The following is a 21162-nucleotide window of genomic DNA, read 5'->3' as shown; positions in this document are numbered from 1 at the left end:
AATATAATATTAGTCATTCCCTATAAATAATAGTGTTAACAGCCGTCTATTATCTATTTTGAGCTATGACCATTAATCAGATTTACATTGAGAAAATCAACGTTGATCTATACAATACTGCCCGCTAGACGTTAAAGAAATGTTTTTTTCTTGCGATATTCGCCACGTCTAATCTAAATAATAGGAATAGGGCAGTAATATGATGAACAACGATGTGCTCCGTAGTGTTCGCTACATGCTTAACGTAAATGATACCAAGATAACAGAAATCATTAAGCTGGCTGATTTTGACGTGAACAATGCGGATGTCGTTAATTTCCTTAAAAAAGAAGATGAAGCTGGTTATCAGGATTGCCCTGATCTGGTGATGGCACATTTCCTTAATGGCCTGATCTTCTTTCGTCGCGGTAAAGATGACAAGTTCCCAGCACCTGCGGTAGAACCCGTCATTACTAACAATATTGTGCTAAAAAAACTGCGTGTAGCATTTGAGTTGAAAGATACCGATATGCACGATGTGTTCAACGCGGTTGAATTCCCAGTGTCAAAGCCTGAGCTGAATGCCTTGTTCCGTAAAGAGGGCAGCAAAAACTTCCGCCCTTGCGGTGATCAGGTTTTACGTTATTTCCTGAAAGGTTTGACTTTACGTATTCGTGGCCCTAAAAAGTAAAATTAATGATATCGGCCAACAGTTGTTATATCGATATAAGCAACTGATACATATTAGTGATAAGAAAACAGGAGTGGCAATTGTCATTCCTGTTTTTCGTTAAAATCAATGCTCCCATTTCTGAACTGATTCATCTCTTTTTTATTTCTCATATTAATGATCCCTCACATTAAGACTCAAGTTTTTTGCACTATCTGTGCTCATGCATTGCGCATTAATGGTGCAGATAATTCGCTGATATATTCAGTTATTTGACCATTATATATATATTCTTCAATTAAATTATCAAGATATAAAACTGGCATGGCGATTGCGCAGAGTAATTCGATCTTGTGTATTTTACTCAACGACCAGAGGTTAACGCAATGCAACATCGTAACTTAATTAAGGTTTTTGCACTTTCGGCTTCGGTTATCAACATGGGGGTGGCTTTTGGCTCGCTGGCTGCGGATACCATTAAAGTGGGCATTTTGCACTCGTTGTCCGGCACGATGGCTATCTCTGAAACACCATTGAAAGATATGGCTCTGATGAGTATTGATGATATCAATGCCCATGGTGGCGTGTTGGGTAAACAACTTGAGCCAGTTATTGTTGATCCCGCATCTAACTGGCCGCTTTTTGCTGAGAAAGCACGACAATTATTAACCCAAGATAAAGTTGCGGTGGTATTTGGCGCCTGGACTTCGGTTTCCCGTAAATCTGTATTACCGGTATTTGAAGAGTTGAATGGTTTACTGTTCTATCCGGTGCAATACGAGGGAGAGGAGATGTCGCCGAATGTTTTCTATACCGGTGCTGCACCCAACCAACAAGCTATCCCCGCCGTGGAGTATTTATTAAGTGAAGATGGCGGTGCAGCTAAACGCTTTATTTTGTTGGGTACTGATTATGTTTATCCGCGTACCACTAATAAAATTCTGCGCGCTTTCTTACACACCAAAGGCATTCAGGATAAAGATATTGAGGAGATTTATACCCCATTCGGCTACAGCGATTATCAAACCATTGTTGGCAATATTAAAAAATTCTCTGCTGATGGAAAAACAGCTGTTATCTCCACTATTAATGGTGATTCGAATGTTCCTTTCTACAAAGAGTTAACCAACCAAGGTATTAAAGCGACTGATGTTCCGGTAATTGCTTTCTCAGTGGGAGAGGAGGAGTTACGTGGCATTGATACCAAACCATTAGTGGGTAATCTGGCTGCCTGGAACTATTTCCAATCGGTGGATAATCCGACTAATAAGAAGTTTGTTGAGCAATGGAAAGCTTACGCCAAAGCACACAAGTTGCCGAATGCGGATACAGCCGTCACTAATGACCCGATGGAGGCGACTTGGGTCGGTATGCATATGTGGGCACAGGCGGCCGAAAAAGCCAAATCAACGGATGTGGATAAGGTTCGTGCTGCCATGGCAGGGCAAACTTATCCGGCACCTTCAGGTTTTACGCTGACGATGGATAAAACTAATCATCATCTGCATAAACCTGTGATGATCGGTGAAATTGAGGCGAACGGGCAGTTCAATGTGGTATGGCAGACGGATGCTCCAATTCGTGCTCAGCCATGGAGCCCGTTTATCGCAGGGAATGACAAAAAACCAGACCATCCAGTAAAAAGCACTCAGTAGCGGTGACTTTCCAGAGTTGGCTTTTGTCGATGACGACAACTGACTCTGGATCTCTTTTGCCATATATCAGTGATGAGTGAGCCTATGAAATCATTAATTCCTGTGTGGGGGCGAGCGGCCAATTATATGCTCAGGCTGATGATTGGCCTGTTACTGGGGATGTCGACATTGGCAGTTGCTGGGCCAGCCCATGATTTTGCCGCGGCCAATCGCTCACAACAAGCCACTCTGTTACAGCAATGGGCGACAGAGCCAGATGCCAGCCGATTGCCTTTATTGCAGGCACTGAAACAGGAGACGTTGGTAATAGATAGCGCGGGGCAGGCTTTCGTCCAGAGTAATCAGGGGTTTACCCCGCTAGAAGGGCAATTGCAACCAACAGACACACCGAAGAAAGTGTGGCTTAACAACCGGTTACGAATCTTGATTGCCAACGCGCTGGCGTCTCAACGGTTGGTGAGTGCGGATGAGTCAGTGCGCTTACAGGCCGCATTAGAGTTACAGCAGCAGGCCAAAAGTGACCAATTGCCGCTACTTAACCAGCGTCTGAAATTGGAAACTGATAGCAAAGTTAAAGAAGCATTAGGCATCGCACTGGCTAATTTACAACTGACTGACAGCAATCCGCAGGTGCGTCTGAATGCTGTTCAGCTGTTGGGGCAATCCGGTTCACCCCAGACACAGTCACGGCTGCAAATCTTAACCGATGCTAAGGTTGAACCTGATGCGCAAGTCCGCACTGCGGCGGCCAGTAGCCTAAAACAGGTGCAAAACCGATTATTGGTGGGCGATATTATTGGCCAAGTGTTCAGCGGGTTATCACTGGGTTCCATCTTATTGCTGGCGGCATTGGGCCTGGCTATTACTTATGGTTTATTGGGGGTCATTAATATGGCCCATGGTGAGATGCTGATGCTGGGGGCCTATTGCGCTTATTTGGTGCAATCACTGTTTCAACAATTTGCACCGCACTGGTTGGCACTGTATCCGCTGGTCGCTTTGCCAGTCGCCTTCTTTATCACTGCCGGTATTGGCATGGCGCTAGAACGTACGGTGATCCGACACCTCTATGGGCGGCCATTGGAAACGCTGTTGGCGACTTGGGGGATCAGCCTAATGCTGATTCAGAGTGTGCGGATGATTTTTGGTGCACAAAATTTAGAAGTCGCCAACCCGGCGTGGCTCTCTGGCGGGCTACAGATTTTGCCGAATTTAGTTTTACCCTGGAATCGTATTGCGGTGATTGCATTCGTAGTCGTTATTCTGCTGCTCACTTGGTTACTGTTGAATAAAACCCGCCTTGGATTACAGGTGCGGGCCGTGACACAAAACCGAGCAATGGCCGCTTGCTGTGGGGTGGCGACAGGGCGGGTAGATATGTTGGCCTTTGGCCTCGGCTCAGGTATTGCTGGGTTAGGTGGGGTGGCACTATCTCAACTGGGGAATGTCGGCCCAGAGTTAGGGCAGGGTTACATCATCGACTCTTTCCTGGTGGTCGTTCTCGGTGGTGTCGGGCAATTAGCGGGCAGTGTGGTTGCGGCGCTGGGGCTGGGAATGCTGAATAAAATTCTGGAACCGCAGATTGGCGCAGTACTAGGTAAGATTTTGATTTTAGTGCTGATCATTTTGTTTATTCAAAAACGACCACAAGGTCTGTTTGCCCTCAAGGGCAGGGTGAGTGACTGATGAATCAACCTCTAGCGATCACTTTGACGCAAAAAGCACCAATTGTCAGTCGGTCATTGGGTGCCGTAGCGGTGGTGGCACTAATGATTCTGCCTTTTCTGGTGTTGTTGCCTGCGGAGAATCCACTGGCAATATCGACCTATACCTTAACACTTATCGGTAAAATTCTATGTTACGCGGTGGTCGCTATTGCACTCGACCTGGTGTGGGGGTATGCCGGATTACTATCACTTGGGCATGGCCTATTTTTCGCCCTCGGCGGTTATGCCATGGGGATGTATCTGATGCGGCAGGCGGCAGGCGATGGGCTACCCGCATTTATGTCTTTTCTGTCATGGTCTGAGTTGCCGTGGTTTTGGAGTGGTAGCCAACACTTTGCTTGGGCGTTGTGCCTGATCGTGTTGGTGCCCGGCTTACTGGCTTTTATTTTTGGCTATTTTGCATTTCGTTCCAAAATAAAAGGGGTCTATTTTTCCATCATGACACAGGCATTAACCTATGCGGGGATGCTACTCTTTTTTCGCAATGAAACCGGCTTTGGTGGTAATAACGGCTTCACGGGTTTCACCACCATGCTGGGATTTCCGGTATCGGCAACCTCGACTCGTATTGCCCTGTTCCTCGCAACACTTATCCTATTAATCGCCAGCCTGGCACTGGGGTTTGCATTAGCTCGTACCAAGTTTGGCCGGGTACTGACCGCAGTGCGTGATGCTGAAAATCGGCTGACATTTTGTGGTTATGATCCGAAAGGTTTCAAGCTGTTTGTCTGGACACTATCCGCCGTGCTGTGTGCTTTGGCAGGTGCTCTATATGTGCCACAGGTCGGTATTATCAACCCCAGTGAAATGTCGCCGACTAACTCCATTGAAGCCGCTATCTGGGTGGCACTTGGTGGGCGCGGCACTCTTATTGGCCCAGTACTGGGGGCGGGAATTGTTAACGGCGCAAAAAGTTGGTTCACCATGGCTATGCCGGAATATTGGCAATTCTTCCTCGGCTTAATATTTATTCTGGTGACCTTGTTCTTGCCGAAAGGTGTTATTGGCTTGCTGAAGCGGGGGAGAGAAAAATGAGCCGATTTCAAATTACTGAGCAACTGATTTATCCAGAGATCATCGCTCAGGAGCCAGGAGCTATTGAGTATGCGGCTGATAAGTATCGCCAGCAACGTGATCCCGTGCTGACATTGGAAAATATCAATGTCAGCTTTGATGGTTTTCACGCGTTACGTGATCTCTCATTACAAATTGGTGTCGGAGAGTTACGCTGCATTATTGGCCCAAATGGTGCGGGTAAAACGACCTTGATGGATGTGATAACCGGTAAAACGCGCCCACAGACCGGCAAGATGATGTATGACCAACAGCATGATCTTTCAACGATGAATACGATTGAAATTGCCCAAGCGGGGATCGGGCGGAAATTTCAAAAACCCACAGTATTTGAAGCGCTAAGTGTCTTTGAAAATCTAGAGCTGGCGCAAAAAAGTACCAAAACAGTTTGGGCGAGTCTAGGTGCCAAGTTAAACAGTGAGCAGCGGGATCAAATTGATGAAACGTTGACCATGTTACGCCTCAGTGATATGCGGCAACGGCAGGCAGGGCTGCTATCTCATGGTCAAAAGCAATTTCTTGAAATTGGTATGTTATTAATGCAAGACCCACATTTACTACTATTAGATGAGCCAGCCGCTGGGATGACTGATGCAGAAACCGCCTATACTGCCGAGTTATTTAATCAACTGGCAGGAAAGCATTCACTGATGGTTGTGGAGCACGATATGGGATTCGTTGAGACTATTGCCGATCATGTCACGGTATTGCATCAAGGGCAGGTGTTGGCCGAAGGCTCACTAGCAGAGGTGCAAGCTAATGAACAGGTGATCGAGGTGTATCTCGGGCGCTGATTTGCCTCCCTATTATGGGTTAACCAAATGCTGGATGAGGTTTGATTGTTTTTTGATCGATCACTATCCGTTGAGTTGAGGGTAAAATATGCTGCAAGTAAATGAACTCGAACAGTATTATGGCGGCAGTCATATCTTGCGTAACTTGTCATTCGAGGCTGCTGTAGGGGAGATTACCTGCTTATTGGGCCGTAATGGCGTCGGTAAAACTACGTTGCTTAAATGCCTGATGGGACTCGTGCCACTCAAAAATGGTAGCATCACTTGGGAAGGTAAAAATATTAGCCATCAAGCACCACACCAACGGGTAAAAGGTGGAATTGCTTATGTGCCACAAGGGCGAGAAATTTTCCCCCGACTCACAGTAGAAGAGAATATCTTGTTAGGCCTTTCGCGCTTTCCCGGCTCACAGAGCAAGGTTGTGCCAGAGAGTATTTATCAACTTTTCCCCATCTTACAAGAGATGAAGCATCGCCGTGGTGGGGATTTATCCGGTGGTCAGCAGCAGCAACTGGCGATTGGTCGGGCATTGGCTTGCCAACCTCGGTTACTCATTCTGGATGAGCCAACCGAGGGAATTCAGCCCTCAGTTATCAAGGAGATCGGCGTGGTTATTAAAAAACTGGCCGCCCAAGGAGATATGGCCATTCTTTTGGTTGAGCAGTTTTACGATTTTGCCGCAGAACTGGCTGATAACTATTTAGTGATGTCCCGCGGAAAAATTATTCAGCGGGGGCGTGGCACTGATATGGAACAGGATGGCGTCCGTGGGCTGGTTGCTATTTAGCTCTCCTTTATGGAAGGCGAGTTTCATCAATTGGCAGAGAGTCCGATGCGCCCCATTCAGCCCACGAGCCGTCATAGAGTGATACCGATGGTGCATTTACGGCTGCCAACCCCAGAGCAACGACGGCGGCTGTTACACCAGAACCACAACTGGTAATTATAGGTTTGGTTAAATCTACCCCTTGGGCTGCAAAAATTTTTGCCAGCTCTTGTGGTGATTTTAAATTGCCATTCTCTACCATGCTCCCCCAAGGAGTATTGATACTGCCGGGGATCCGCCCAAGGCGTAAACCGGGGCGAGGTTCTGGTTCCTGTGCTTTAAATCTACCTGCTGGTCGGGCATCTAAAATCTGTATTTGATCATTGCCAAGTGCGGCGATAACCTCATCAACACTTTTGACGGCTGCTTTATTAAAACTCACATTGAAAGTTTGATGGGTTGGTTTAGTCGTACCACTTTCTAATACGTAACCAGCCTGATGCCATCCGCTAATACCGCCGGCCAAGATACGTACATTTTTGGCACCGAATATACGGAACGTCCACCAAACCCGTGGTGCAGAAAAGAGATTACCATCATCATAAATCACTAAGGTATGTTGCTCACTGATCCCTAATTGGCCAACCATCTCACTGAACTGCTGTGGGGATGGCAGCATATGAGGTAAGTCAGTGCTGTGATCTGCTATTGCATCAATATCAAAGTAAACGGCGCCGGGAATATGCCCCTGCTTAAACTCGGCCTGAATATCTCTCTTAGGTATCAATCCTGGCGGCGACATTCTTGCATCCAAAATAACGATTTTTCCATCGTTCTTATGTTCAGCCAGCCACTGCGGTGTAACCAGAAAAGGTGAGCTCATAGCGAATTACCTGTAAAAATCAAAAGGAGCAATTGAGTGATCGCTTCATCGTGGTGCTCACTATATAACGAAATTACGCGATTGAAACCCTGACTTATCAGCTATGCGTAACATCTTGCATTTTTCGAAATCTATTTTTCAAAAAATTACATAATGAAAATATATAATTATGTTCACTGTTCGATTTTTGTGAATTGGTCTCTGAGGATTTCTTCTGTTTATGCAATATTCATCAGCTTGAGAATATTTTTCGTAGTACATCGCAAAAAGAGTCTTTTATTCTATTTCTATCTTGATAATGAAATTTTGATTTCGTATAACCATTGGCATGTAAAGCCTCTGATGGGGGCAATAATCTATAAGCAAGCAGGGGAAATAGGATGAAAAAGGTTCGAATTGGCCTTATCGGTACGGGTTATATTGGTCTTTGTCATACCATTGCTTATGCGCAGGTTGCGACTGTTTTCCCATTAAAGGGCTGCCAGTATTAGAAATGCTGGCAGAAGTCACCCCAGAACTAGCCCGGTAGCGTGCCGTAGAGTTTGGGTTTCCCCTGAGTTTCCCTACCACTAATCCCACAAACAAAAAAACCAACCCTAATGGATTGGTTTTCTTAAGGTATTTTGGTCGGCATGAAAGGATTTGAACCTTCGACCCCCGACACCCCATGACGGTGCGCTACCAGGCTGCGCTACATGCCGATGCTACGGCTTTTATAGTACATTTTATCGTTACTAATGCAAGGCTTGGCAAAACAACCGCCTATTTTTCGAACACTCAATGTTCTGTTTTTAGAACTAGTTCGCAATAAAACGTTTTATATCTGTCAGCACTTGCAATAACAGTGGGAGCTGTGGCTTTTCATCTTTGATTTCATTGCCTTGCTCATCATAGGTACGATATTCACCGTTGTTATCTAACACAATCGTTTGTGTCGGCGTAGTGATAACGAGGGTGCCATTGTCGCCTGTCGCCACCCAGTTGTTATTACGCTGTGCAGCAAATAAATCTTCCCCTTGCGAGTAATCTTCTGATGCCGTTTTGACATGTAATAACCGCTGCATCAGTGTGGTCATGATATCTTCATGATTGGTTAGCTTATTCACGGTCTGTGCGGGGGTTCCCGGCCAGTGAACCACTAATGGTACTTGGAGCTGTTGGCGATTAAAGCGACTACCCGCGCCCCAAGTATTATTACCGCTGTCATTAAATTCAACGCCATGGGCTGCAGTAATAATAACCACGGTTTTATCGAGCTGCCCACTCTGCTTTAGGGTGTCCAGAATAGTGGCAATCTGCTGATCCACATCTCTCGCACCTGATTGATAGTTTTGGATAAAGTCAGTCGGCAGTGCTACTTTTTTCCCGGTGATCGGATCTTGCGCTTCCTTTGCCCCGTTCAGGTTAATGTATGAGAACCAAGGCGCATTGTTTTTGGCTGTTGATAGCCATTGTTGCCATTGGGCCGTGGTTTCGCTGTCTGTTTGTGTCACTGGCGCTGGCAATGTGAAGTCAGCTAACAGCGCCTGACGGTAGAGTGGCGACTCAAAGCCATCGGATGAGAACAGACCAAACTGATAACTCTGCGCACTCAATGCCGTCATAAATACAGATGGTTCGCGGGCAGAGAGAACACCGTCTAAATAGGTAGGCGATATTCCATAAAACAGGCCAAACAAACCGGTGTCCTGGCGGTTTCCCGAGCTGTAGTGGTGATCAAATTGGATGTTTTCCCGGCCAAACTCTGCCAGTGCTGGCATATCTTTTTGTAGGCTACTGGTGCGAATACCGTCCACCACAATCAATAGCAGGTTATAGCCGCTGCCTTTATCGCTGAAAGTAATCGGGTTTAGCGGATATTCAACCGCCAGTGCATCCGGCGTGCCTTGTTCCATCAGGCGGCGCTGATACTCTTGCTGATCAAGCAAGCCGTGTTTCTCGAGGAATTTACGGGCGGTCATCGGGTAGGAGAGTGGCAAGTTTGCTCGCTGCATACTGATTGGGCGATAGAAGTTGGCATCAGCCCAGATATACATCAGATGCGAGGCAAAGAATGCGGAAATAAATACTGCCACCAGTGGCTTAACAAAGCGCTGCCGATTAAGACTGCGCAGTTTTTGCCAGGCCCAGGTGCCAAAAAGCATCTCGACCAAAAAAATGACCGGCACTGAGATAAACATCAATTGCCAATCGCGCGCGAGTTCTGTTTGATCCGGGTTAACCACTAACTCCCATACCACCGAATTAAGGTGTAAATGGAAACGGGTGAAGACCTCGGTATCCACCAATAGCAGGGTTAAACCGGCAGTAGCGAAGGCGGCGGAAAGAAAACGCAGTAGCCGTTGTGACATCACCACAAAGGTGAGGGGGAATATCACCAGCAAATAGGCGGCAAAAACGATAAAGCTAAAGTGCCCAAGCCAGCTAACGAGGGCATAGATACGGCCAATCAGCGATGAGGGCCAATCGGAGACAAACAGATAGCGACTACCCAGCACCAGGCTGAACAGAATATTAAATAGGGCGAACCAGTGCCCCCAGCTGATCATCTGGGAGACTTTTTCACGATAGCGCTGACGATTTGTCACCATATTGAGATTGCAGTTTTGGCCGATAAATTAATGAGCTTTATCTTCACGTACCGAAGCCTGAAGAGCCTCAGCGAAAGAACGTGCCAATACTTTGCGTTGCGCAGGGGCAATGCTGGTATTGATCAGATTTGTTACCATATTTCCCAACACCATCAATGAAAGATCGGTTGGGGTACGATGTTTTTCCAGTACGCAGACCAATTCAGACAGTAGTTGTTCAACGTGTTCGTCACTATAACGGGATGATTGTGCCATAAAAATTGTACTCAACACCTGATAAAGTCCCACATCTTACCGTATAGAGACGCGCTTTTCCGCTATTTTATAGCATTAAGAATCATTAGCCATTAATTGAGGGGTGCCGTCGCTTTTGGGTTGCAGCTCTCAGGTATCAGTGATTGAATACGCCCCTAGCCAAAAGGAGTATTTATCATGAGTCTGGATATCGACCAGATTGCCTTACATCAACTGATTAAGCGTGATGAACAAACGCTTGATGTGGTGTTGCGCGATTCCCTGTTACCTGCCAATGCTGTCGTTGAAGAGATGATGGCCGAGCTGCATCGTGTTTACAGTGCCAAAAACAAAGCTTATGGCTTGTTTAATGAGCAAAGTGAGCTGGCGGATGCGCTGAAACGATGCCGTAAGGGTGATGAAGACTTCCTCAGCTTTAGCCGTGCGGCGACTGGGCGTTTACGTGACGAGTTAGCCAAATATCCGTTTGCTGAAGGTGGTGTGGTGCTGTTTTGCCAGTACCGCTATCTGGCAACCGAATATTTGCTGATCTCGGTGCTGAGCAGCTGTAATAGTATGCGAGTGAATGAGCAGCTTGATCTGAGTACCACCCACTATCTTGATATTAACCGCGCTGATATTGTGGCCCGTATTGATTTGACTGAGTGGGAAAATAATCCAGAATCGACCCGTTACCTGACCTTCCTGAAAGGGCGGATAGGGCGAAAAGTATCTGATTTCTTTATGGATTTCCTGTCAGCAGCCGAAGGGTTGGATACCAAAGCGCAAAACCGTGGTTTATTACAAGCCGTCGATGACTATTGCGCAGATGCTGAGTTAGGCAAAAATGAGCGCCAGGCATACCGTCAGCAGGTCTATAGCTACTGCAATGAGCAGTTACAGTCTGGCGAAGAGATTGCTTTGCAGGAGTTGGCTCAAGAGTTGCCGAAGTTTGGTGAAAAAGATTTTCAGCAATTCACGGCTGAGCAGGGTTATGCATTGGAAGAGAGCTTCCCGGCGGATCGCGGCACCTTGCGTCAGTTGACCAAGTTCGCGGGCAGTGGCGGTGGGTTGAGTATCAATTTTGATGCATTACTGCTGGGTGAGCGTATTTTCTGGGATGCGGCAACAGATACACTGACTATTAAAGGTACGCCACCGAATCTGCGTGATCAGTTGCAGCGTCATTCAGGTAAGCCGTAACAGTTTGTATTGTAATGTTATTGAGCCAATAAAAAACGCCGCATAAGCGGCGTTTTTTATTTCGGCGTCCCGAATATTGACAGCGACGCGATTAAACGCGAACGAAGTCGATATGAGTCAGTTTTGGCTTGAAAGCGTGACGCTGAACAGCCTGTACTTTAACTTTGGTCTCTTTACCGTCGATAACCAGAGTCAGTACGGAATCATAAAAGCCCGGTTTCAGTTCAAGGTTTTTGGTGGTGTCATGGTCAAGAGCAATAGAAATAGCTGCTTCTGTGCCACCGTAAACGATTGCCGGGAATTTATTTGCTGCACGCAGGCGGCGGCTCGCACCCTTACCCTGGTCGTTACGTACTTCTACTTTGATAGTGGTCATTTTGTTTTCTCTTAAGAAATTTACCCTGCTACAGGCGACCCAGCAACAGGTTCGATACTCGGCTTTGATTGGGTAAACCCAGAGCAAAGCGGGCGACATTCTAGCGAAATATCAGCCAGACAGCAAATAAAACTGCGAAAATCTCAGGCTAGATGCGGCTTAAGCTAGGGAGTCAGCTCGGCGAAAACGGCCCTGATAATCAAATATCTTTTCTCTGATTTGCCACCACTGCCCACGCCGACGGGCAACGACAAAATCGGGGTAACGTAACAGCGCTTGTTGCGCGATGATATCGGCTGCGGTTTGCCATTTGAGGGCAATACCCGGTGCGCGTTGGTGGGGGCGCAGGAAAATCTGCTCAAATGCCATACGCTGTGCGGCTGTGGTTAAGCGAAAGCGCTCACTGGTATGGGTGCCGTCTTCATCGTAATAGGTGATTTTCAGCCACTCGCCTTTAGCGTCATGGCCGGTTTCCAGACTCATGCCGCCACAACGTAACACTAGCGCATCTTTCAGTTTTAGCGCGGCTTTCAGCATGTCGTCAGGATCAACCAGCACCTCCTGACACTGATGACAGCGGCGTGCGGCGATATCATTTTCTGCGCCACAATGGGGGCAGGATTTGCAGCGGAAGCGGTAGTCACATTGCGCTCGCGCGCCCTGGTCATTCTCAAACCAGCCCTGACACCGACGGCCATAGTGCTCAATTATCTCGCCAGACTCGGTACATTTCCCCCAGAAGATATTGGCGAAACCGCAATCTGGGCAGAAGACCTGCACCGGCTGGCTGCCGCTATGAGGTTTGCTAGTACCCACTTCGGGAGTGAACAGGTCGTGGGGATTACCAGCATAATCCAGAATCAGGCAATCTTTTTTACCCGGTGAGAGCCGTAAGCCCCGGCCGACAATCTGCTGATATAAACTGACCGACTCTGTGGGGCGCAAAATGGCAATCAGATCCACATGAGGCGCATCAAAGCCGGTGGTCAGCACTGCCACATTAACCAGATAGCGCAGTTGTTGCTGCTTAAATGCGGTGATTAGCGCATCTCGCTCGGCAGGGGGAGTGCCAGCGCTCACTAACGCGGCCTCGCCTTTGGGCAGTAATCCGTGTACTTCTTTGGCGTGCTCGACGGTGGCGGCAAAAATCATCACCCCGCGCCGTTGGGTGGCGTACTCCACTATCTGGCTAACAATATGTGGGGTGATGCGCTGTTGCTGTTTAAGCTCCCGATCAAGATCCGCCTCACGGAACATGCCATCGCTATTGCTGGTCAGGCGGCTGAAATCATATTGCACGACCGGCATATCCAGCCGCTCCGGCGGTACTAGAAAGCCGTGTTTGATCATGTAACGCAGCGGCAATTCATAGATACAATCGCGGAACAGTGTTTTTTCATCACCACGGGTAATGCCATGATAGTGGAATTGATAGATCCAGCCTTTGCCCAACCGGTAGGGGGTCGCCGTCAGTCCCAATAACCGTAGCCGTGGGTTAGTGGTGCGTAAATGCTGGATAATTTGCTGATACTGGCTGTCATCTTCGTCACTGATGCGGTGACACTCATCGATAATGAGCAGCGAAAAGGCGCTATCAAATAGCGGGAGATTGCGTGCCACAGACTGTACGCTACCAAAGACCACTTTCCCTTCGCTTTGGCGCTGCTGTAGCCCGGCGGCGAAGATATCAGCCTCTAAATCGTAGGCACAGTATTTGGCGTGATTCTGCGCCACCAGCTCTTTGACATGGGCCAACACCAGCACGCGACCACGGGCCAGTTTCGCCAATTCGGCGATAACTAAACTTTTACCCGCGCCAGTGGGTAAGACAATCAGTGCTGGCTCGGCATGGCGACGAAAGTGGGTGAGAGTGGCGTCTACCGCTTCTTGCTGATAGGGGCGTAGCGTAAAGGCCATTAAAGCACTTGCCCGAAGTGGGGCGTTATCGCGCTTAATCCATTCACCATTTGCAACAATTGCCTGCATTGTATGAGTGACATTTATCTCTCCTCATAACGAAAAACTTTCTATTATTATGCCTGTCTGATGTGGTCAACGCGAGAGCCTTGGCCGTGAATGACGAGGAGTCAGGATGTACATTGCGTCAGCAGGGGCTGATCCTTTCTCAATAGTGTTTTTTTGAGTAACTGTTCCTAGGATGATAGGGCAACCGCCGCTATACTGATGAATCAGGTCGGTTAGGCAGCAAATGATTTTCCCCTATACAACTTTACTGCTTCATTCTTTCATACCGTATTATTAGCACTCTGTCGTCGTTGGCAGGTGTGAGTGCGGGTATCGTGCCCGTCAGTGGCACGACAATACAACAGGCAAAGTAGATTCAATGCGATTGGACAAGTTTTTATCTCAGCAATTAGGTGTTAGCCGGGCGTTGGTAGCGCGCGAGCTGCGGGCCAAACGGGTCACGATTGATGGCGAAGTGGTCAAAAGTGGTGCAATTAAGCTGACACCAGAGAGCGACGTGAGATTCGATGGCAACCCATTACAGCAAACCCTTGGCCCACGTTACTTTATGCTGAATAAGCCGCAGGGTTATGTGTGTTCGACAGAAGATCCCGATCACCCGACGGTACTCTATTTCCTTGATGAGCCAGTGGCTTACAAGCTGCATGCTGCCGGGCGGTTGGATATTGATACCACGGGGTTAGTGCTGATGACCGATGATGGTCAATGGTCGCACCGGATTACCTCCCCACGCCATCATTGTGAAAAAACCTATTTGGTGACACTGGAGCATCCGGTCGCGGAAGATACGGCGCAGCGGTTTGCTGACGGCGTACAGTTGCATAATGAAACGTCGCTGACCAAGCCCGCTCAGCTCGAGATTATCGAGCCACAGCTGGTGCGGTTAACCCTCAGCGAGGGGCGCTATCATCAGGTAAAACGTATGTTTGGAGCCGTCGGGAATCGGGTATTGGCGCTGCACCGTGAACGTATCGGCGCGATGAAACTTGATGACGATTTGGCCCCCGGTGAGTATCGCCCGCTCACGGCGGAAGAGATTGCCAGCGTAGGCGCTCCCCATCTGTAATCGCTTTTCTATCGTCGCGTGGGTGAGCGGTTCCCACGCGACCCGCAGTCGATATCACCTGCCGTAAGTTATTGAAGGAGTTGTTGAACGTGCATGCCAGTAACCAAAATGAAGCGCAGAACCGGACATCCCACTTTGGCTTAATCTTTATCCTGGGTTTGCTGTCGATGCTGATGCCGCTGGCGATAGATATGTATCTGCCGAGTATGCCCATTATTGCGCAAGAGTTTGGCGTCGAGAGTGGTGCGGTGCAGATGACTCTGAGCGCGTATGTGCTGGGGTTTGCTATCGGGCAGATGTTCTATGGGCCAATGGCTGACAGCATAGGGCGCAAGCCGGTTATCTTCTGGGGCACGCTAATCTTTGCACTGGCAGGAATGGCTTGTGCCATGGCGCAGTCGGTTGAGCAACTGATTAACTTGCGCTTCCTGCATGGTTTATCTGCCGCCGCCGCCAGTGTGGTGATTAATGCATTGATGCGTGACATGTTCACCAAAGATGATTTCTCCCGAATGATGTCTTTCGTGGTGTTGGTGATGACTATCGCACCGCTGCTGGCACCGATTATCGGTGGCGCACTGCTGGTGTGGTTTAGCTGGCATGCTATTTTCTGGACCATGGCCGGCGCGGCATTGATTGGTGCGGTGCTGGTGTTTCTGTTTATTAAGGAGACCCTGCCACCAGAGAAGCGGCAACGCTTTCATCTGCGCACCACCATCGGTAATTTCGCCACGCTATTTCGCCATAAACAAGCTCTGAGCTATATGTTAGCGAGTGCTTTCTCTTTTGCCGGGATGTTCTCGTTCCTCAGTGCCGGGCCTTTTGTTTATATCGACTTAAACGGCGTTTCACCGCAGAACTTTGGCTATTATTTTGCACTGAATATCGTCTTTTTATTCTTGATGACGCTGATTAACAGCCGCAATGTTCGCCGTTTTGGCGCCCTGAAAATGTTCCGCTTTGGTATGTTGGTTCAATTCGTGATGGGGATCTGGCTGCTGGTGGTTTGTGCTACCGGGCTGGGATTCTGGGCATTGGTTCTAGGGGTGGCGGCCTATGTCGGCTGTATCGCGATGATCACCTCGAATGCTATGGCGGTTATTCTGGATGGCTTCCCACATATGGCGGGAACCGCCTCTTCTTTGGCGGGGACTTTACGGTTTGGTATCGGTGCTATCGTGGGGACGTTGCTGTCGATGGCTCCCTCCCGGAGTGCCTGGCCGATGGTAAGCTCGATGGCGTTTTGTATTATTGTTGCCATGCTGTTGTATCTCTATGCCAGTCGCCCGCAAAAAAATGCGATGAAAAAAGCATAGTGAGTAAAAAGTGAAGGGCAGACGCCGCAGGCGCTCCCTTTGCCGCTATTATCCCCCGCAGTTCCTCTTGCCTATTTGTTAAATTTCGCCCTAATTGCACCCAATAAGCCGCCGTTTTTTGCGCTCAATCAATATAGTAAGCATGCGTATCATAATTCATTGCATAGTTATGCCCGGACACATATTGTTAATTTTTTGAGCGATAATACAAAAAAGTGAAAAATAGTTATCGGCGGGTTTTGCTAAGATAATTCTGTCATTAAAATGGTGCCAATACTAATTTATTTGTATGTTTATCAATTGGTTAATGTATTTTTATTGTGTCGATCTCACCTTGAATTGTTCCTCAATTGTAAAATATTGGCAGCGATTAGGTAACATGTTTGCAAGAAAAATGGTTGAGCTAACCGCCATAAAGGTATAAATATAACGAAAAATGGGATCTAAATCCCAAACTGGCAGTTTTAGCCTTGGCAGCAATAGCTGAAAAAGGGTTAAAAACAACGCAAAAATGACATTGTTAGTTTTTAGTTTCTAAATTGTTACCAATGTTGTGTTTTGATGGGGTCTGAATCAGGCACAATGGCAACTTAGCGGCTATAACTTTAGTGAGTGTGAGTCATCGTGGTGCCTTTGTAATTTTTGAATTTTTATTTTGACTAGGAAAAACACGTGAATAATATCCAACTTTCGGTAGTACATCGTCTGCCGCAAAGTTACCGTTGGTTATCTGGGTTTATCGGGGTCAATGTTGAGCCGATACCACTGACGGCGATAGACGATACCCAAAATAACCTAATGGGGCTGAAATTGCTCAGCCACGATGGTAAACATGCGCAGATTATCATGCAGCGGCTCCATCTCTCGCTTCAAGAGATACAAGTGGACTCCGCAATTGTTGAGTGGGAAGGTGAGCCTTGCCTCTTCGTTCATCGGCAGGATGAGAGTGCGACTATGTGTCGCCTGAAAGATGTCGGTGTCGCCATCGCCGAGACCATGACGGCACTTTACCCCTTCTGATACGTGATTAAGCGTTCATCGGCGCTATTCGTCGGCTCTATGTATTCATCGATGATATGGTCAGTCCGCTATGCTGGCACTTTTTTATGTCTGCGTCATTAATCAGCGAATTGTAGCAGCTGCTGTGTATATTGCTGTTTTGGCGCGGCAAATATCGTCTGACAGTCACCTTGCTCCACCACTTCCCCCTGCTTCAACACAATCACCTGATGGCAAAGCGAGCGCACGACTTGTAAGTCATGGCTGATAAACAGGTAGCTAAGCTGGTAACGCTGCTGGAGGGATTTGAGTAGGGCCAGAATCTGTGCCTGTACCGATTTATCCAGCGACGAGGTTGGCTCATCTAAGATCAGCAATTGAGGTTGCAGGATTAATGCCCGTGCAATAGCGATGCGCTGGCGCTGCCCACCGGAGAATTCAGTCGGGTAACGATAGCGGCTCACCGGATCCAGACCCACCTCTTCCATGGCCTTAATCACCCGCTGTTCACGGTGTATGGCACTGAGTTTCTGATGAACTTCTAGCCCTTCAGCGATGATCTGCTGAACATTCAAGCGCGGGTTGAGCGCTGAATAGGGGTCTTGGAACACCACCTGAATGCGGCTGCGATAGGGCAGCATCTGTTTTGAGGTAAAACTGTGCAGCGGTTGCCCGTTAAACCAAATCTCACCTTTTGATGGCAGTAAGCGTAACAGCGCCAGCCCGGTGGTGCTTTTCCCTGATCCCGACTCCCCGACCAATCCCAGACTTTCTCCCGGTTTTAGCTCAAAACTGAGATCTTTTAGCGCATAGTGGTGATCGACTGTCCGGCGTAGCAAGCCACGTTTGATGGGGAACGCCACTTGCAGCCCTTTGACCTCAAGCAGTGGCGCAAGACCTGCTGCGAGGGGCAAGGGGTCGCCCTGTGGCTCGGCATCCAGTAGCTGGCGAGTGTAGGGGTGCTGTGGCGCACTGAACAGCGCCTGACGGCTATTGTGCTCTACAATACGCCCTTCCCGCATCACGGCTACGTTATCTGCCAGTCGGCGGACAATATTCAGGTTATGAGTGATAAACAGCAGACTCATGCCCATCTCTTGCTTTAACTCTTTCAGCAAACTCAAAATTTGCGCCTGTACCGAGACATCCAGTGCGGTGGTGGGTTCATCGGCAATCAGTAATTTGGGTTGGGTCAATACCGCCATGGCAATCATCACTCGCTGACGCTCGCCCCCGGAGAGCTGATGCGGGAAATCAGCTAATCGACCTTTGGCATGACGAATACCGACGCGGTCGAGACACTGAATAATTTCCGCTCTGGCCGCCTCCTGACGCATACCGCGATGCAGTGACAGCACTTCGGCTAACTGCTTCTCGATGGTGTGCAGCGGGTTGAGTGACACCATTGGCTCTTGAAAAATCATGGCGATCTGATTGCCGCGAATACCACGCAGTGTGGGTTCATCGGCATGGAGTAGTGATTGGCCAGCAAACAGAATATCGCCAGCAGGATAGACCACCGGTGGCGAGGGCAGTAAGCGCAATACCGACAACGCGGTAACACTCTTGCCGGAGCCAGACTCCCCGACTAACGCTACTGTTTCACCGCTATTGACCTGCAATGAGAGCGCGCTGACCACTTCACGGTCAACGCCCGCCTGGCGAAATGCCACACTGAGGTTTTGAATATCCAGGAGTGGAGAGGTCGCCATATCAGTACACCTTACTGGGGTCAAAGGCGTCACGTACTGCTTCGCCAATAAAGATCAATAGAGATAACAGCACGGCCAATACCAGAAATGCCGTGATGCCAAGCCATGGCGCTTGAAGGTTATTTTTGCCCTCCAATAACAGCCCGCCCAAGGATGGCGACCCCATGGGTAAACCAAAACCGAGGAAGTCGAGTGAGGTCAGGGTGGTGATTGATCCACATAAAATAAAGGGCAGGAAGGTCAGTGTTGCCACCATCGCATTGGGCAACATATGACGCGACATAATCGTCCGGTCACGCACGCCCATGGCCCGTGCTGCACGGATATAGTCATAATTACGGGTGCGCAGGAACTCGGCCCGCACCACCCCTACTAACCCCATCCAGCCGAATAGCACTGTGATGGCGAGTAGCCACCAGAAATTGGGCTGCACGATGCTGGAGAGTAAAATGACTAAAAACAGTGTCGGCATCCCCGACCAGACCTCAATAAATCGCTGACCCCATAAGTCGACTCTGCCGCCGTAATAGCCTTGAATGGCCCCAGCACAGATACCTATCACGCTGGAGAATAGGGTCAGCGTCAGGCCAAATAACAGTGAAATGCGGAATCCATAAATAACTTTGGTCAATACATCACCGCCGGTACTATCAGTGCCTAATAAGTTGGTACGACTGGGTGGCGAAGGGAAGGGTACTTCCGTGGCAAAATTGATGGTGTTATTACTAAAACGAATAGGTGCCCAAATAGCCCAACCATTATTTTTAATTCGGTCAAGCACATAGGGGTCTTGGTAATCTGCGGCAGTGGTTAAAATTCCGCCAAAGGTGGATTCACTGTAGTTGACCATAAAGGGCAGGTAGATCTTGCCCTGATAGTTCACCAGCAGCGGCTTGTCATTGGCTATCAGCTCGGCAAATAAACTAATAATAAAGAGTGTCAGGAAGATCCACAGTGACCAGTAACCACGACGATTTTGGCGAAAGCGCGCCCAACGGGCCTGATTAATTGCACTTAATTTTATCATTAGTGGCGACCCTCAAAATCAATCCGTGGGTCAACCAGGGTATAGGTGATATCGCTAATGATATTTAGCAGTAAACCAATCAGAGTGAAAATATAAAGAGTGCCAAACATCACCGGATAATCCCGCTGTAGGGTCGCCTCATAGCCCAGCAGCCCTAGGCCATTCAGGGAAAACATCACTTCAATCAACAGTGAGCCGGTGAAAAACATGCTGATAAAGGTAGCCGGGAAACCGGCGATCACCAGCAACATGGCATTGCGGAACACATGGCGATACAGGATCTTCTCCTCCGGCAGCCCTTTGGCCCTGGCTGTCACCACATACTGCTTGCGGATCTCATCGAGGAAGGAGTTTTTAGTCAGCATCGTCAAGGTGGCGAAGCCGCCAATCACGGTTGCCAATACCGGCAAGGTGATATGCCATAAATAGTCGGTAATTTTGCCATACCACGGCAGTGTATCCCAGTTACTGGAGGTCAGCCCGCGTAATGGGAACAGATCGAAATAGCTACCGCCAGAGAACAGCACCACCAGTAAAATAGCGAATAAAAACGAAGGGATAGCGTAGCCGACAATAATTAAGGCGCTGCTCCAGTTATCAAAGGCGCTACCGTTGCGCACCGCTTTTCTAATCCCCAAGGGAATGGATACCAGATAGATAATCAGCGTGCTCCATAGCCCAAGTGAAATAGAAACCGGCAAACTATGCTTAATCAATGACATCACTGATTCGCCACGGAACAGGCTGTCGCCAAAATCAAAGCGCATGTAGCTCCACAGCATATCGAAATAGCGCTGGTGCAGCGGTTTATCAAAACCAAAGCGCTGCTTGATTTCAGCAATCACTTCCGGATCTAACCCGCGTGAGCCGCGATAGTTGCTGTCACCCACTTGTGCCGCATTTAGCCCGACCTTTGCGCCACCCAATCCACCATCACCGCCACCGGCGCTATAGCCGCTGTTGTGGCCCAGCTCAATATTGGCGATGGCCTGATCAACAGGCCCGCCGGGTGCAATCTGCACGATAAAAAAGTTGATAGTAATAATCGCCCACAAGGTGGGAATGATCAGCAATAGCCGCCGTAACAAGTATGCGCCCACAGCA

The 21162-nt window shown here is 48.5% G+C and carries 18 protein-coding genes, 1 tRNA gene and 1 pseudogene; 11 read left to right on the top strand and 9 right to left on the bottom strand.

Annotated elements, in window-relative coordinates; genetic code table 11:
- Window positions 1-199: 199 nt before the first annotated feature.
- From HRK25_RS18845 to urtE, 6 genes are all read left to right on the top strand, one after another.
- Window positions 200-670 carry a YehS family protein gene (locus HRK25_RS18845; RefSeq protein ID WP_005274408.1) on the top strand — a complete coding sequence of 157 codons (471 nt, stop codon included), beginning with the start codon at window positions 200-202 and terminating at the stop codon, window positions 668-670.
- 365 nt (window positions 671-1035) lie between these two features.
- Window positions 1036-2304 (top strand): urea ABC transporter substrate-binding protein, encoded by a 1269-nt coding sequence (gene urtA, locus HRK25_RS18840; protein WP_005274413.1) that lies wholly within the window; start codon window positions 1036-1038, stop codon window positions 2302-2304.
- Between the two features lie 84 nt (window positions 2305-2388).
- A complete protein-coding gene (gene urtB, locus HRK25_RS18835; protein ID WP_032897935.1) occupies window positions 2389-3990 on the top strand; it encodes an urea ABC transporter permease subunit UrtB in 1602 nt (533 codons plus the stop codon).
- Window positions 3990-5066, top strand: coding sequence for an urea ABC transporter permease subunit UrtC (gene urtC / locus HRK25_RS18830; protein WP_032897937.1), 1077 nt, complete (start codon window positions 3990-3992; stop codon window positions 5064-5066). The genes urtB and urtC overlap by 1 nt, the downstream gene beginning before the upstream one ends.
- A complete protein-coding gene (gene urtD / locus HRK25_RS18825; RefSeq protein WP_050413690.1) occupies window positions 5063-5899 on the top strand; it encodes an urea ABC transporter ATP-binding protein UrtD in 837 nt (278 codons plus the stop codon). Before urtC ends, urtD begins: the two co-directional genes overlap by 4 nt.
- Before the next feature lie 88 nt (window positions 5900-5987).
- Window positions 5988-6686, top strand: a complete 699-nt coding sequence (gene urtE, locus HRK25_RS18820) for an urea ABC transporter ATP-binding subunit UrtE (RefSeq protein ID WP_005274418.1) — start codon at window positions 5988-5990, stop codon at window positions 6684-6686.
- Between the two features lie 7 nt (window positions 6687-6693).
- Here the strand turns inward: urtE and sseA are convergent, their stop codons facing one another.
- Window positions 6694-7548, bottom strand: coding sequence for a 3-mercaptopyruvate sulfurtransferase (sseA, locus tag HRK25_RS18815; RefSeq protein ID WP_005274421.1), 855 nt, complete (start codon window positions 7546-7548; stop codon window positions 6694-6696).
- Window positions 7549-7928: 380 nt separating this feature from the next.
- Between sseA and HRK25_RS18810 the strand changes: the two are divergent.
- Window positions 7929-8074: pseudogene (locus HRK25_RS18810) on the top strand (Gfo/Idh/MocA family protein); the annotation flags it as partial.
- A gap of 98 nt (window positions 8075-8172) precedes the next feature.
- On the opposite strand, the gene HRK25_RS18805 reads toward HRK25_RS18810, so the two are convergent.
- The 3 genes from HRK25_RS18805 to HRK25_RS18795 all read right to left on the bottom strand — a co-directional run bounded on the left by HRK25_RS18805 (window position 8173) and on the right by HRK25_RS18795 (window position 10394).
- Window positions 8173-8249, bottom strand: a tRNA-Pro gene (locus HRK25_RS18805).
- Between the two features lie 96 nt (window positions 8250-8345).
- Window positions 8346-10139: an LPS biosynthesis-modulating metalloenzyme YejM gene (gene yejM / locus HRK25_RS18800; RefSeq protein ID WP_005274424.1), complete on the bottom strand. Its 1794-nt coding sequence runs from the start codon at window positions 10137-10139 to the stop codon at window positions 8346-8348.
- 27 nt (window positions 10140-10166) lie between these two features.
- On the bottom strand, window positions 10167-10394 hold the full coding sequence (locus HRK25_RS18795; protein WP_005274427.1) for a YejL family protein: 228 nt from the start codon (window positions 10392-10394) through the stop codon (window positions 10167-10169).
- A 177-nt stretch (window positions 10395-10571) separates the two neighbouring features.
- Here HRK25_RS18795 and yejK point away from each other — a divergent pair, with 177 nt between their 5' ends.
- Window positions 10572-11576 carry a nucleoid-associated protein YejK gene (yejK, locus tag HRK25_RS18790; RefSeq protein WP_005274431.1) on the top strand — a complete coding sequence of 335 codons (1005 nt, stop codon included), beginning with the start codon at window positions 10572-10574 and terminating at the stop codon, window positions 11574-11576.
- A gap of 91 nt (window positions 11577-11667) precedes the next feature.
- Here the strand turns inward: yejK and rplY are convergent, their stop codons facing one another.
- Both rplY and radD read right to left on the bottom strand, forming a co-directional pair.
- Window positions 11668-11952: a 50S ribosomal protein L25 gene (gene rplY / locus HRK25_RS18785; RefSeq protein ID WP_005274435.1), complete on the bottom strand. Its 285-nt coding sequence runs from the start codon at window positions 11950-11952 to the stop codon at window positions 11668-11670.
- Window positions 11953-12111: 159 nt separating this feature from the next.
- Complete coding sequence (gene radD / locus HRK25_RS18780; protein ID WP_032897950.1) at window positions 12112-13869, bottom strand: DNA repair helicase RadD; 1758 nt, start codon at window positions 13867-13869, stop codon at window positions 12112-12114.
- A gap of 427 nt (window positions 13870-14296) precedes the next feature.
- Between radD and rsuA the strand changes: the two genes are divergently transcribed.
- From rsuA to HRK25_RS18765, 3 genes are all read left to right on the top strand, one after another.
- Entirely contained in the window at window positions 14297-15004 is a 708-nt protein-coding gene (gene rsuA, locus HRK25_RS18775; protein WP_005274441.1) for a 16S rRNA pseudouridine(516) synthase RsuA, read from the top strand.
- Window positions 15005-15093: 89 nt separating this feature from the next.
- A complete protein-coding gene (locus HRK25_RS18770; RefSeq protein WP_005274444.1) occupies window positions 15094-16320 on the top strand; it encodes a Bcr/CflA family multidrug efflux MFS transporter in 1227 nt (408 codons plus the stop codon).
- Between the two features lie 672 nt (window positions 16321-16992).
- Entirely contained in the window at window positions 16993-17340 is a 348-nt protein-coding gene (locus tag HRK25_RS18765; RefSeq protein ID WP_005274448.1) for a YejG family protein, read from the top strand.
- Window positions 17341-17438: 98 nt separating this feature from the next.
- Here HRK25_RS18765 and yejF read toward each other — a convergent pair whose 3' ends face one another.
- The 3 genes from yejF to HRK25_RS18750 are packed head-to-tail and all read right to left on the bottom strand — an operon-like array spanning window position 17439 to window position 21158.
- Window positions 17439-19031: a microcin C ABC transporter ATP-binding protein YejF gene (gene yejF, locus HRK25_RS18760; protein ID WP_005274451.1), complete on the bottom strand. Its 1593-nt coding sequence runs from the start codon at window positions 19029-19031 to the stop codon at window positions 17439-17441.
- 1 nt (window position 19032) lies between these two features.
- Window positions 19033-20058 carry an ABC transporter permease gene (locus HRK25_RS18755; protein WP_032897938.1) on the bottom strand — a complete coding sequence of 342 codons (1026 nt, stop codon included), beginning with the start codon at window positions 20056-20058 and terminating at the stop codon, window positions 19033-19035.
- On the bottom strand, window positions 20058-21158 hold the full coding sequence (locus tag HRK25_RS18750) for a microcin C ABC transporter permease YejB (protein ID WP_005274454.1): 1101 nt from the start codon (window positions 21156-21158) through the stop codon (window positions 20058-20060). Before HRK25_RS18750 ends, HRK25_RS18755 begins: the two co-directional genes overlap by 1 nt.
- Window positions 21159-21162 lie beyond the last annotated feature (4 nt).

It is taken from the genome of Yersinia bercovieri ATCC 43970 (assembly GCF_013282745.1).
GTDB classification, from domain to species: domain Bacteria; phylum Pseudomonadota; class Gammaproteobacteria; order Enterobacterales; family Enterobacteriaceae; genus Yersinia; species Yersinia bercovieri.
This window is presented reverse-complemented; position numbering and strand designations above follow the sequence as displayed.